General features: G+C 64.9%; 13 protein-coding genes. 5 read left to right on the top strand and 8 right to left on the bottom strand.

Annotated features, from left to right (window positions below):
- Nucleotides 1-44 precede the first annotated feature (44 nt).
- The 4 genes from ASS64_RS12505 to ASS64_RS12490 form a co-directional block, all read right to left on the bottom strand.
- Nucleotides 45-1,388, bottom strand: coding sequence for a PQQ-binding-like beta-propeller repeat protein (locus ASS64_RS12505; protein WP_067694936.1), 1,344 nt, complete (start codon nt 1,386-1,388; stop codon nt 45-47).
- Nucleotides 1,389-1,428: 40 nt separating this feature from the next.
- Nucleotides 1,429-2,229, bottom strand: a complete 801-nt coding sequence (locus tag ASS64_RS12500) for a tetratricopeptide repeat protein (RefSeq protein ID WP_067694933.1) — start codon at nt 2,227-2,229, stop codon at nt 1,429-1,431.
- A 117-nt stretch (nt 2,230-2,346) separates the two neighbouring features.
- Nucleotides 2,347-3,492, bottom strand: coding sequence for a glycosyltransferase family 4 protein (locus tag ASS64_RS12495; RefSeq protein WP_067694931.1), 1,146 nt, complete (start codon nt 3,490-3,492; stop codon nt 2,347-2,349).
- Complete coding sequence (locus ASS64_RS12490) at nt 3,489-4,355, bottom strand: alpha/beta fold hydrolase (RefSeq protein ID WP_067694928.1); 867 nt, start codon at nt 4,353-4,355, stop codon at nt 3,489-3,491. Before ASS64_RS12490 ends, ASS64_RS12495 begins: the two co-directional genes overlap by 4 nt.
- Before the next feature lie 75 nt (nt 4,356-4,430).
- On the opposite strand from ASS64_RS12490, the gene ASS64_RS12485 reads away from it, so the two are divergent.
- Complete coding sequence (locus ASS64_RS12485; protein ID WP_067694926.1) at nt 4,431-5,846, top strand: protein adenylyltransferase SelO family protein; 1,416 nt, start codon at nt 4,431-4,433, stop codon at nt 5,844-5,846.
- Between the two features lie 68 nt (nt 5,847-5,914).
- Nucleotides 5,915-7,327: a succinylglutamate-semialdehyde dehydrogenase gene (astD, locus tag ASS64_RS12480; RefSeq protein ID WP_067694923.1), complete on the top strand. Its 1,413-nt coding sequence runs from the start codon at nt 5,915-5,917 to the stop codon at nt 7,325-7,327.
- Nucleotides 7,328-7,334: 7 nt separating this feature from the next.
- On the opposite strand, the gene ASS64_RS12475 is transcribed toward astD, so the two are convergent.
- On the bottom strand, nt 7,335-8,045 hold the full coding sequence (locus ASS64_RS12475; RefSeq protein WP_067694920.1) for a hypothetical protein: 711 nt from the start codon (nt 8,043-8,045) through the stop codon (nt 7,335-7,337).
- Between the two features lie 218 nt (nt 8,046-8,263).
- On the bottom strand, nt 8,264-8,794 hold the full coding sequence (locus tag ASS64_RS12470; protein ID WP_234002395.1) for a glycine zipper 2TM domain-containing protein: 531 nt from the start codon (nt 8,792-8,794) through the stop codon (nt 8,264-8,266).
- 153 nt (nt 8,795-8,947) lie between these two features.
- On the opposite strand from ASS64_RS12470, the gene rarD reads away from it, so the two are divergent.
- Complete coding sequence (gene rarD, locus ASS64_RS12465) at nt 8,948-9,850, top strand: EamA family transporter RarD (protein WP_067694917.1); 903 nt, start codon at nt 8,948-8,950, stop codon at nt 9,848-9,850.
- On the opposite strand, the gene pyrC is transcribed toward rarD, so the two are convergent.
- Nucleotides 9,828-10,865, bottom strand: coding sequence for a dihydroorotase (gene pyrC / locus ASS64_RS12460; RefSeq protein WP_067694914.1), 1,038 nt, complete (start codon nt 10,863-10,865; stop codon nt 9,828-9,830). The two genes, rarD and pyrC, sit on opposite strands and share 23 nt — an antisense overlap.
- Before the next feature lie 38 nt (nt 10,866-10,903).
- On the opposite strand from pyrC, the gene ASS64_RS12455 reads away from it, so the two are divergent.
- Nucleotides 10,904-11,647, top strand: a complete 744-nt coding sequence (locus ASS64_RS12455; protein WP_067694912.1) for a folate-binding protein YgfZ — start codon at nt 10,904-10,906, stop codon at nt 11,645-11,647.
- On the opposite strand, the gene ASS64_RS12450 is transcribed toward ASS64_RS12455, so the two are convergent.
- A complete protein-coding gene (locus tag ASS64_RS12450) occupies nt 11,628-12,227 on the bottom strand; it encodes a TetR/AcrR family transcriptional regulator (protein WP_067694909.1) in 600 nt (199 codons plus the stop codon). The two genes, ASS64_RS12455 and ASS64_RS12450, sit on opposite strands and share 20 nt — an antisense overlap.
- A 117-nt stretch (nt 12,228-12,344) precedes the next feature.
- Between ASS64_RS12450 and ASS64_RS12445 the strand changes: the two genes are divergently transcribed.
- Nucleotides 12,345-13,223, top strand: a complete 879-nt coding sequence (locus ASS64_RS12445) for a metal-dependent hydrolase (RefSeq protein ID WP_067694906.1) — start codon at nt 12,345-12,347, stop codon at nt 13,221-13,223.
- Nucleotides 13,224-13,280 lie beyond the last annotated feature (57 nt).

Raw genomic sequence — 13,280 nt, 5'->3', positions numbered from 1 at the left:
GTTAGCCCAGATTGGTTAACATGGCGGTCACGCTAGCACGAAAATCAGCGGAAGGCGGTAATCCGGCCGCTGTCGTCGAGGATGTAGAGCGTGTTGTTCGCCACGACCGGCGCCAGCGACACCGGTTGGTCGAGATCGGTGAACAGGCTTGCCGAACCCTCGCCCGTGCTGATGCGATAGACCTCGCCGCGCGAATTGACCGCCCAGAGATTGTTCCCCGCCAGCACCGGGCCAGACCAGAAGATCGGGCCTTCCTTGTCTTCCTCGTCGCGCCAACGTGGCAATTGGGTCAGCCAGCGCACCTTGCCCGTCGAGCGCGCGATGGCGAGCAGGCGCGCATCGTCGGTCAGCGTGAAGATCCATTCGCCAGCGATGGCCGGGGTCGAAATCCCGGCGAGATTGAGCTCCCAGATGCGCTGGCCGGTAACCAGTTCGTACGCCGCCATGCGGCCGCCCTGGCCGAGCGCATAGACGCGCCCGCTGTCGATGATCGGATCGGCATCGATATCGGTCAGCGATCCGACCTGCGTCGAGATCGAGGTGCGCGCGAGGGCATCGGCCCACAGGACACGTCCGTTCTCGTAGCGATAGGCATTGAGCTCACCCGAGCTGTAGCCTGCGATAACAGTACCCTGCCCGGCTGCCGGTGCTGCCACGCCGAACACACCGGCCTGCGTCGAAGAGCCCGATTCCTGCCACTGGATCGAACCATCGGCTGCATCGAGCGCGAAGATCTGGTTGTCCTGCGTCATCACGAAAACCGACCCGAAGGCGATCGTCGGCGAACCGCGGAGGGGGCCCGAGGGCTTGACCTTCCAGAGTTCCGAACCCGTCTCGGCGTCGAGCGCGATAACGTCGCCCGCGCCGTCGGTCATGTAGACGCGGCCGTTGTCATAGCTCGCCCCGCCGCCGAAGGCCGATGGCCTCAAGTCGCTCTCGAGTCCGGGATCGTAGGACCAGCGGCGCGCGCCCGTTTGCGCGTCGAACACCGCAAGCGTGCCGTCGCCACCTACCGCGAACAGCATGCCGCCGCCCACGACCGGCGATGCACCCAGCCGCCGACGGTTTGTCGCGCCTTCGATATCGACGCTGAAGGCGCGGGTCGGATTGCTTGCCAGGGCCAGATGACCATAGGACTTGCCGGCATTGCCACCGGCCTGGGCCCAGGCCTCGTTCGCCTGAGCGGGCGGCAATACCACCGAAACGCCTGCCAGCGCGGGGTCGACTTCGGCGCCGGTCTGGATGCGCGACAGGATCGGCTGACGCTCGCCCATGGTGGGCGTGACCTTCTTGTCGTCGCCGCCGCCGAAAAGGCCGCCACTGCAGGCTCCAAGGCCGATCGCCAGTGCCGCTACGATTGCGGTGCGCGGTAGGTTGGTGGACTTCATCTGTATCCTCGTTCCGTATTTCTGGCGGGCCGCAATCGGCCTATTCGGTCGTGGCCGCGGCGTTTTCGCCTTCGGCCGGATCGCGTTCGACCCCTTGTTCCTCGAGCAGCGCATCGACATCCTCGATCGCATCGACGCCCAGCACGCCGGCCATCTGGCGCGCGCGCGAGCGGATCGATTCCGGCCCGTTGTCGTCCTTGGCAATCTCGGCAAAGAGGGCGCCCGCTTCGGCACGCTGCCCCTGATCGAGGTAAGCATGCGCGACCAGCTCGCCGGCGCTGGCGAAATAGGGCTCGCCCGGGACCGCAAGCGGCTTGAGCGCAGCGATTACCTCCGCGCTCGACATGTCGTCGTAGTTCAGTGCCACACCGCGCAGGCGCGCCAGATCGCGGAAGGCAGGCGCGGCATCCTCGTTCTCGACGACGCTTTGGAACAGGCTTGCCGCCACCTCGGTATCGCCGCGCTGTTCGGCAATCCCCGCGCGCACCATCGCAGCGACCACGGCGGCGCCCGCGCCATCCTTGCCGGCGAGTTCCTCCAGCCGGTCGAACCCGCTGTCGAGATTACCCGCCTGGATCTGGTCGAGCGCACCCACCAGCGCTTCGGAATCGCGCTCCATCTCGGCTTCCTGGCGACTGTCCCAATAGAGATAGCCGCCGAAAGCGACGAGGCCGGCGATCAGCAGACCGAACAGCGGCTTGCCCCAGGCTTCGAGGAACGCCTCGGCATCGCTCTGGCGGACGGCTTCGTCGACTTCGCGAACCAGCGCTTCCTGCTCGGCATTCGCCTGCCTGGAGCGTTTGTCGTCGCTGGACTGCTTCTTCTTGGGTGTCAGGGCCACTGGGGCGGGCTCCATCTGGATAGATATCGGTTTGCGCGGCTCTTTAAGGACAGGTGCGGGCAAGGGCAATGGTCGGCAAAGCCTGTCCCCGCCCGCGTGAATGCGGGCTGAAAGGTCTCACAGCTCGATTCGCATCGCGCTCGAATAGAGGCGGCGGTAGGTCGAGATCATCTTCGCCTCGTCGAATTCCGCCACCGCCTTGGCGCGATTGGCTTCGCCGACCTCCTTGCGCAGGTCCTTCGAAACGGCCAGCTGGACCAGCGCCATACCCAGCTCATCCTCATTGCCCGGCGGCGTGACGAACTCGGCATTCGGTTCGGCAACCATGCTTGCGATGTCGCCCACGGCGGGCGCCACGATCGGGAGACCGGCCGCCATGGCCTCGACCACGGAAAGGGGGAACTGCTCGGAATCGCTCGACAGCGCGAAAATGTCGAACAGGCCGATCACGCGCGCGGGATCGTCGACCGCGCCGGGCAGGTGGACGCGGTGGTTGATCTCCAGCCGATCGGCCTCCGCCAGGATCGCATCCCGCGCATCGCCCTCGCCCAGGATGACGAGCTGCCAGTTGTCGGCGAGTTGGGAAAACACGCGCACCAGCCGCGGCAGGTTCTTGATCGTCCGCAGGCCGGCCAAAGTGCCCACCCACAGCTCACCCGGATGCTTGATCAGCCGCAGCGCGTCCCTTTTGGGCCGCATGGCGAAAGCCTTTGTGTCGATGCCGTTGGGTATGCGCTTCACCCTGCCCAACGGCTGCTGCCAATCGACCAGCGCGATTTCTTCCAGCCGTTCGGACGGGACGACCAGCCCGGCAGCCTTGCCCAGGGCGATCCGGCGATACCAGGTGCGGCCGGTCTTGAGCTTCTTCAGCTCACTCTCGTCGAAACCGTCCTCGTGATGGATCAGCGGCGGGAGATTGTGCAGGTCCTTGAATAGCGTATGCGCCATGACGGCATCCATGGCGCCCCAGTTATAGGTGCAAACGAGGTCGAAGCCCTTCATCGCCTTGGCGAGCTTCTGCAGGCGCCCGGGCGTCGGGCGTCCCTTAAGGCTGGGAAAATCGGGCTGGATGCGCGCATCGATGGATTTGGCTATACGCTCGGCCGCGCCCAGCCGATCAGGTTCGGCGGACACGATCGTATGCCGCGCCTTCTTACCGAAAGCGTTGATCAGTTGGACCGTGCGCAGTTCCTTGCCACCGGCAGCGAAAGTGGATTGCAAATGCAGGATATGCGGCACCGCGCCGCCGCGCGCCCGGTTCACGCGACCCGCGCCAGAAGTCGGTCGATGGCAGCGCGCGCCTCGGGCTCGTCGAGCGTCGGCGCGTGGCCGACCCGGGGGATGACCGCACTATCCGCATCCGGCGCGATTTTTTGCATATCGGCAAAGCTGCGCTCCGACAGCAGGGTCGACAATTCGCCTCGAAGCAGCAGCAGCGGCTTGTCCTTGAGCGCTTCGAAAGCCGGCCACAGGTCGACCGGCGCAGCGGCTTCGGGGCTGGCGAGGATCGGATCGGCGATCTTCATGTCGTAATCGAAGGATATCCGGCCGTTGTTGCACAGCGTCATGGTCCGCTTGGCCATGGCGATCCACGCCTGGATGTCGAAGGCCGGGAAAGAGGGACCATGCACCTCCTCCAGCGCGCGTGCGGCGTGCATCCATGTCGGGAAGCTGCGGCCTTGGCCGACATAGGTCTTGATCGTGTCGAGCCCGGCAGTTTCCAGCACCGGCCCGATGTCGTTGAGCACCGCCCCCGCAATCCGCTCGGGCTGTTCGTGCGCCAGCAGCATCGTCATAAGCCCGCCCATCGACGTGCCGATGGACACGAAGCTGTCGATACCTTCCTGCGCGAGTAGCGCCAGCAGGTCCTCGACATAGGTCGCCAGAGCGTAACTGTCCGATTCTTCCGCGTAATCGCTGTCCCCGCGCCCGCGCATCGAAGGCACCAGAACGCGCCAGCCCTGCCCCGCGATATATGGCGCGAGATTGTCGAAATCGCGCGCATTGCGCGTCAGCCCATGCAGACAGATGACCGGCGGGCGATCCCCTGCGGTCCCATATTCGCGGAAATGGAGGGTGAGACCGTCGGCGCTCTGCCAATGGCGGTCGGTAAAGCTAGTATCCATGTCTGGCGGCGAAAACCTTAGTCGCTTGGCGTTCCTGCCCTTGTGTCGGGCCTTATTGCCGCTCACTATCGCCGTATGCGCGCAGAACCGCAAGCCGCGAGCTATCGCCCCGACACCCCTATCACCACACTTGCCGACTGGATCGGCGATGCGGTGGAGCCGGCCGAGTTTCCGAAAAGCCAACTGCGCTTCCGGAACGATCGCCATGCAGCAAGCGTGGGACTGGCAGAATTGTCGGACGAAGAATGGCTGCGACATTTCGGTCGATTCGAGCCCTTGCCGGACAATCTCCCCCGCCCGCTCGCTCTGCGTTATCACGGACATCAGTTCCGCGTGTACAATCCCGAAATCGGCGACGGGCGCGGCTTTCTTTTCGCGCAGTTACGCGATGGCGCGGACCGCCTGCTCGACCTCGGCACCAAGGGCTCGGGCCAGACGCCGTGGAGCCGCGACGGCGACGGCCGGCTGACCCTCAAGGGCGCGGTTCGCGAGATTCTCGCCACCGAAATGCTCGAGGCGCTCGGCGTCTATACCTCGAAGACCTTCAGCGTGGTGGAGACCGGCGAGCAATTGTGGCGTGGGGACGAACCGAGCCCGACCCGATCGGCGGTGATGACGCGGCTCAGCCACGGGCATATCCGCATCGGTACCTTCCAGCGCCTGCTCGCCATGGAAGAGCGCGAGCATATGGCGCGACTGGTGGACTATTGCCTCGCCCAGTTCCCCGGACCGCCCCCGCCCGGGGATGCGCCGGGATGCGACGAACCGGCGGTGCGGCTGATGCACCTGGTGGTCGAGAGGCTGGCCGACCTTGCCGCCGCATGGATGGTGGCCTGCTTCGTCCACGGCGTGCTCAATACCGACAATATGAATGTCTCCGGGGAAAGCTTCGACTATGGCCCGTGGCGCTTCCTGCCACGCTGGGATCCGGGCTTCACTGCCGCCTATTTCGATCACCAGGGCCTTTACGCTTTCGGTCGGCAACCCGAAGCGCTGCACTGGAATTGCGGCCAGTTCGCCGTGGCTCTGCGGTTGCTGGCCGATGCCCCGCCGCTGATTGCCGCGATGGAGCGGTTCGGGCCGCTCTACTCGGAAGCAGTCGGCAGGCGCTGGTGCTGGCGCATGGGGCTCGCGCCGCGCGATGCTGAATCCAACGGCAAACTCGTGGGAGCCTGTGAAAAGGCCATGAACGAGAGCGGCATTGCCCCCGACGAATTCTTCTTTTCCAACCGGGCGGGCCGCAATGCCGGGGGCGATCTCGCCGAAGTGCTCCAGGGATTCGAACCGATCTCCGACGATCATCCCTATTGGGACGAGGATGCCCCGCAATCGATGCTGATCGAGGAAGTCGAGGCGATCTGGGCGGCTATCGCAGAAGACGACAACTGGCAGCCGCTGCACGACAAGGTCGCTGCCCTGCGCCGGATGGGCGATGCCCATGGCCATGCACCGGCCCCGGCAGGCCATCCCCGGTCGCAATCGACGACTTGAATTGACGCGGCGCGCCTAACCCACCACTTAGGCTGCGTTTCGAGAAGCCACAGGACATTAGATACGCAATGGCGACCGATCTGGTCTCAACCGAACCCGCAACCGGCCGCGAAATCTGGCACGGCAAATCCGGCGATGTCGACGCCGCCGTCGAACGCGCCCGCAAGGCAATGCGTGACTGGGCGCGCGAACCGCTCGGCCGCCGGATCGAGTTCATGCGGCGCTTCGCCAACCAGGTGCGCAAACATGCCGATCCCTTCGCCGAACTGATCGCCCGCGAGACCGGCAAGCCCTTGTGGGAAGCCCGCACCGAAGTCGAGGCGGTCATCGGCAAGGTCGAGATCTCGATCACCGCCTATGCCGAACGCACGGGCCAGAAGAAACTCAACAGCGCGCTGCAGGGCACCGCCGCCGTTCGGCACAAGCCGCATGGGGTGATGGCGGTGCTCGGCCCGTACAATTTCCCCGCCCATCTGCCCAACGGCCACATCGTCCCGGCGCTGATCGCTGGCAATGTGGTGATCTTCAAGCCAAGCGAGAAAACGCCGGCCGTCGGCGAGTTTCTCACCCGCTGTTTCCACGAAGCCAAGGTGCCCGAAGGCGTGGTGCAGTGCATCCATGGCGGCGTCGAAGTCGGCCAGGGGCTGGTCGAACACTGGATGGTCGATGGCGTGCTGTTCACGGGATCAGCGCGCGCCGGCATCGCGATCAATCGCAAGCTGGCGTCCGATCCGGGCAAGATCGTCGCGCTGGAAATGGGCGGCAACAACCCGATCGTCATGCTCGACACACCGAAGATCGAGGATGCGGCGGCAACCATCATCCAGTCGGCCTTCACGACCGCCGGCCAGCGCTGCACGGCTGCCCGGCGCCTGATTGTCGTCGATTCGATGTTCGACAAGATCGTGCCTGCGGTGAAGGCGCTGGCCGAAAAACTGATCGTCGACGAACCCTTCGCCGATCCGCAGCCCTTCATGGGCTGCGTGATCGACAATGCGACGGCCGATCTGCTGACCGAAAGCTTCGTCGCGCTGATGAGCCGCGGCGGCAAGCCGATCATGCATATGAAGCGGCCTGACGAGAAACTGCCCTTCCTCACGCCCGCGATCCTCGATGCTACCGAGATTCACGAACGCCCCGACATCGAACTGTTCGGCCCGCTGTTGCAGGTCGTCCGGGTGGCCGATTTCGACGAGGCGATCTACGAGGCGAACAATACGCGATACGGCCTTTCGGCCTCGCTCATCGGCGGAAAACCGGAAGATTTCGAACTGTTCTGGAACGAGATTCGCGCCGGTATCGTCAACTGGAACCGCCCCACCAATGGCGCTTCATCGGCCGCGCCCTTCGGCGGCGTAGGCCTGTCGGGCAACCATCGCCCGGCGGCCTATTACGCCGCGGACTATTGCGCCTATCCGGTCGCCAGCAACGAAATGGGCCAGCCGCGCGCGAGCATCGGCGTGGGGATCAAGGAAAGCTGAGTTCAACTCAGTCGGTGGTGACGAGATCGATTTCGGTCACGCCTTCGGGCAGGCGCCGTCCATAGACGACATAGGCCGCATCGCCCTTGGTCCCGCTCAGGATGTTGTCGCCCGCGCTGGTGACGTGTTCGACGCTGAACCCGGCGCCCCTGGCACGGGTGTAATAGAATGCGAGCACCTCATCGAGGGGGACCGGCGTGAGAAAAGAAACCACTCTCAGCGCACATTCGCCCTCGTCGGTCCCGGCGGCTTCCTGCGTATTGCCGCGCGGATAGACGGGGAAAGCGGCAGGCAATTTGGCGGCCCAGGCCGAAGAATATTCTACCTTGTCGCCGCAATTCTCGCCGCCCGGCGCGACTGCTGCGCGTGCTGCGGCCACCATGGCCTGGCTTGGCGCCGCACCTTCGCCGAGCGCGGTGGCGGTAGGCGCGGAAACAAGCTCGCCGCGGCCGCCGACCAGTTCGGCAGCGCGGCTGCGCGCAGCCTCGACCGCACGCGGCGATTTGTCGATATTGGGAATCGCGGCATTGCCAGTGCCCGACAGCGCGGCATTCGCCTCGTTGCGGCCGGCAAGGTCCGGATCGGTCATCAGCTCATCGTTGAGAGCCTGTTCGCTGGCCGGGTCCATTGCGTCGCCTGCCGCCTCGTCCTCGGCCGTATCGCCGCAGCTCGCAAGCAGAACGACGGGGACGAGAGAGGCGAGCAGGCGACGTTTCATGGGTAGACCTTCAGCTTGGGAACACGAACGGCATAAGGCCGGAGTCGCCAGGACTTCCAGCCTCTCGACATGCCCTGCACCATAGCGGGACATGCGCTTGGACAAAAGCTAAAGGGCGCCGCCCGCCTCCGGAATGGAGGACGGACGACGCCCGCACGGCTCGGTGGGGAACCGTGGTTTCCGACCGTGGGTGGGCACGGCCGGAACTCGCAAAAGGGTTAGCCGCAGCGCGTTCGGGAGCGGTCGATCGAGCGGCCGAGCAAGGCGCCCGCTGCCCCGCCTAGGATCGCGCCAAGCGTGCGGTCTCCACCGCGCCCGGCGATCTCGTGGCCGAGCAGCGCGCCGACCCCGGCACCGACCAGCAGGCCGGTGGTGCCATTGTCGCGGCGGCAGTAGTAACGCCCGTCACGCCCGCGCCAGATACGCGTGTTCGCGCGAACCGGCTGGCCGTAATAGCGGTCGTAGCCCATGTAATAGGGCCGCGATTCGTAGCGTCGGTCGTCGCGGTAATCTCTGTAATCCCGGTAGTCCCGGTAGTCCCTATAATCCCGATAGTGGCGATGATGGCGATGGCGCTTGTGTTCGTAGGTCATGTCCCCGGTAACGGTGGCATGCGCGCCCTGCGTCGCGTGCAGCGCGGGGGCTGCGCTTGCCGGCACCGCAAGGGCAAGGCCCGATGCGGCCAGTGCCATCGATGCAGTCTTGAGAAACTTCGACACGGCTTCGTCCTTCTGGTTGGGGCTGGCCACCACAGCCACGTTGTCGATGCCGTTAAGCTTTACGCCCTCGAAGCTGAACCGAATGCAACGGCATCGTCAGATTTGCGATTTTCGATGAATCGAGGTCTGGGCAGCGATGAAATGAAGCTTGCGGGCACGTGCTCACCCGCCTAGCGCGCCCCGATGGATGCCAGCGCCCCACCCCAGCACGACCGGACGGGCCTTGTCGCGGCCTTCGGTGCCTATATCATCTGGGGCTTCCTTCCGCTCTACCTGATTCTCGTGCAGAGCGTCCCGGCATTCGAATTCGTCGGTTGGCGGATCATCTGGACACTGCCGCTGTGTCTGCTGATCGTGCTGTTTCGCCGGCAGCTGCCCGATCTGCGCGCCGCCCTCGCCAATCGCCACACGCTCGGCTGGCTCGCCGCGAGCGCCGCGCTGATAGCGGTCAATTGGGTGGTCTACGTCTGGGCGATCCAGAACGGCCAAGTCTATGCCGCGAGCCTTGGCTACTACATCAATCCGTTGCTCAACGTACTGCTCGGCACGCTGCTCTTGGGCGAGAAGCTGACGCGGCCGCAATGGGTCGCGGTAGGCATTGCCGCGATCGGCGTGTCGCTGCTTGTCGCGGGCGCACTGACGACGCTGTGGATCAGCCTGACGCTGGCGCTGAGCTTCGGGAGCTACGGGTTGATCCGCAAGCAGCTCGACGTCGGATCGCTTCCCGGACTGACCATCGAATCGGCTCTACTGCTGGTCCCCTCGGCAGGGGTTGCGTGGTATTTCGCGCAGACGCAAGGTTCTTCCTTCGCCGTCTCGGCCGAGCTCAGCCTGGCGATCATGGCGGGCGGCGCGCTGACCGCCTTCCCGCTGCTGTTCTTCGCCATCGCCGCGCGCAAACTGCCCTATTCGACGCTGGGCTTCATCCAGTTCCTCGCGCCGAGCATCGTCTTCGTCCTCGGCCTCACAGTGTTCGGCGAAGAGCTGAAACCGGCGCAGGCTGCGTGCTTCGCCTGTATCTGGACGGCGGCGGCGATCTTCGTTTGGAACCTCGTCGCCCGGTCTAGGAGGCCAGCCGCCAGCTGAGCGTTTCGCCCGCGTGGAAGGGCACGATCCGCCCCTCGCCGCCGTCCACCTCGGCCGGGACCTCGACCGGCGCCTTCTCCAGCGTGATTCGCTCCTCATTGGGCGCGAGGCCGTAGAAGGCCGGACCGTTGAGGCTGGCGAAGGCTTCGAAATGCTGGAGCGCGCTCTCGTCCTCGAACACCTGGATATAGCTTTCGAGCGCGAAGGGCGCGTTGAAGATGCCCGCACAGCCGCAGGCGCTTTCCTTGTCGTGGCGATGGTGCGGCGCGCTGTCGGTCCCGAGGAAATACTTCGGCGAGCCGCTGGTCGCCGCGCCGCGCAGCGCGAGGCGATGCTGTTCGCGCTTGGCCACCGGCAGACAGTACATATGCGGACGGATCCCGCCGACGAGGATGTCGTTGCGGTTGATATGCAGGTGCTGCGGCGTGATCGTCGCGGCGATATTCGGCCCCCCGCTCTCGACGAAGGACACGGCCTGCATCGTGGTGATGTGTTCGAAGATGACGCGCAGGTTCGGCAGCCGGTCGACCAGCGGCTGAAGCACGCGGTCGATGAACACCGCCTCGCGGTCGAAGATGTCGATATCGGGCGTGGTCACCTCGCCATGAACGCAAAGCGGCATGCCGATCTCGGCCATCCGCTCGAGCACGCCCATGATATTGGCGACATCGGTGACCCCGTGGGCGGAATTGGTCGTCGCACCCGCCGGGTAGAGCTTTGCCGCGGTCAGCACGCCATCGCCGTGGCCCGCCGCCAGATCGTCCGCATCGCTCTCGTCGGTGAGATAGGCGGTCATCAGCGGCGTGAAGTCCATACCCTCGGGCACCGCCGCCAGGATCCGCTCGCGATAGGCGGCGGCCAGCGTCATGGTGGTCACCGGAGGGGAAAGGTTGGGCATCACGATCGCACGCGCGAACTGGCGAGCGGTCTGCGGCACCACCGCGCGCATGGTTGCGCCGTCGCGGAAGTGCAGGTGCCAATCGTCGGGGCGGCGGATTGTCAGCGATTCGACCATGGTGTTGCCTATGGCGGCGAGCGGCCTATCTGTCACCCATGACTGCTACCCGCCTGACCAGCCGCTCCGTGATCCGCCTGTCTGCCGAGGACCCCGAAGAGGACGTCGCGGACTTCCTGCAGGGCCTCGTGACCAACGACGTCACCGGCAATCTGCCCGTTTATGCCGGACTGCTGACGCCGCAGGGCAAGACGCTGTTCGATTTCCTCGTCTGGCCGGGTCCCGGGGGCGAATTGCTGATCGATTGCGAGGCGGAGGCGGCCGAGGAATTGGCCAAACGTCTCTCGCTCTATCGCCTGCGTCGCAAGATCGAGATTCGCGTCGATCGTACCGTAGCCATCCATTGGCAGCGCGAGATGGGCGATGGCGGCGCTGCCGATCCGCGTCTCGGCGCTTTGGGCCAGCGCTGGCTTGCCCCCGCGGACGATGCCCACGAGGCCGCCGACGAAGCGTGGCTAGCGCACCGGCTCGCACTGGGCGTACCGGAAGGACGCACCGAGCTGGGCGATGTTTTGTGGCTAGAGACCAATGCGGTCGAGCTAAACGGCGTCACCTTCGCCAAAGGCTGCTATGTCGGCCAGGAAAATACTGCGCGAATGAACTGGCGCAGCAAGGTCAACCGGAGGCTGGTCGTGGTCCCGCTCGACCGGTCGGACGAAAAACGGCGCAAGGCCGGTTACCCGGAATTGGGATTGGCGGTCGACCATCTGAGACTGGCGGATATCGATTTCGAGAACACGCCGGGATGGATGCGCAAGGCGGTTACCGCTTCGGAAGGTTAGCTTCCATCGATCGGGTGAGCATGCGCTCGGCCCGATCGCGCGCGGCCGTATCGGGCAGGCCGAGCGACCGGGCCAGAGCGGTCCCGATCAGTGCATCGCCCATCGCCATCAGCACCAGTGCGAGCGTTTCTTCATGCACATGCATGGCATCGACACCATGCGCCGCTTCTTCGGGGGCGATCTCGTCGACCAGCTGATGGATCGTCTCGACAATGGGGGTCAGCGCATCCTCATTGCCCGTCAGGATCATCCAGCTGGCAAGCGCGCCCGCCCCTTCCTTGTCGAAGGCATCGAAGGCGAGGTCGACCACTTCGCGTGGGCTGCCCAGCCCGGCGCGGCTTGCCCGCACGGCGTCGATGATCGTGTCGCACACCGTTTTCGCAAGGTGGCCGGCGAGCGCTTTCTGCAATCCCGCGGCCGATCCGAAATGGTGAAGCAGATTGGCGTGCGTACGCCCGATTCGCGAGGCAACGGCCTTGAGCGTTACCGATTGCGGACCGGTCTCGATCAGCAGCGCGCGCGCCGACTCGAGTGCAGCCAGGCGCGATTCCTCGGGGGAGAGTCTCTTGCGTGTCGCCATGTGTGGTGCGGATTACCCCATCCAAAACGGGGTGGAAAGCGCTAAGGGGCTTTTTATTGACAGCCGTGTAAGTAAGCCTTACTTACATTGATGTCAGTTAATCTCGCGGAGCCCTCCATGAACGCCCCCGTTTCGATCGACACCGATACGCGCCAGGCAGCCCCCACGCCGGCCGACCTCACCATTACCGTGCGCGACGAACGCTTCAATCGCGGTACCAACCCCCGCCGCTGGTGGGCGGGCGAACCTTTCGGCACCGCCTGGCACAACGCGCTGTCGGCCACTTTCCCTCGCGGAGAGGCCTTCTTCATCGAAGCGGTCAAGGCCCATCGCGAAGGCGCCAACCCCAAGCTTGAAGCGGAAATTCGCGCCTTCGTTAAGCAGGAAATCAACCACACGCGCGAACACATCGCCTTCAATCGCCTCGCGGAAGATGCCGGCTACGACATCAAGGCGATCGATGCGCGCGTGGCCGAACTGCTCGCCCTGACCAAGGACCGCCCGGCCATCGCCAACCTCGCCGTCACCATGGCGCTGGAACACTACACTGCGATGATGGCGGCCGAATTTCTCGCCAATCCGAAGCATTTCGAGAATGCCGACAAGGAAGTGCGCGACATGTGGCGCTGGCACGCGGCCGAGGAAATCGAGCACAAGGGCGTTGCCTTCGACACCTGGAACCATGCGACGAAAGACTGGACCGCCTGGCGCCGCTGGAAGGTCCGCAGCCTGGTGATGCTGACGGTCACCGCGCGCTTCTTCAAGAACCGCTGGATCGATTCGCTCGCCCTGCTCGAACAGGACGGCATCACCGGTTGGAAAGCCAAGTGGGGTCTGTTGAAGTACCTGACTGTGTCGCCCGGGGTGGTGCGCCGGATCTTCCCGGCATGGCTGGCTTACTTCAAGCCGGGCTTCCATCCCTGGGATCACGACGACCGCGAGCTGATCAAACTCTACGAGGGTGACTTTGCAGACGCGCTGATGCCCGCCGAATGACGTGAGTCCCCGCCAGGGCGGGGACCCCGGCAGAATCGGCGCAAGTCAGCCTGAGAC

This window comes from Erythrobacter sp. AP23 (assembly GCF_001542855.1).
Classification (GTDB): domain Bacteria; phylum Pseudomonadota; class Alphaproteobacteria; order Sphingomonadales; family Sphingomonadaceae; genus Qipengyuania.
This window is presented reverse-complemented; position numbering and strand designations above follow the sequence as displayed.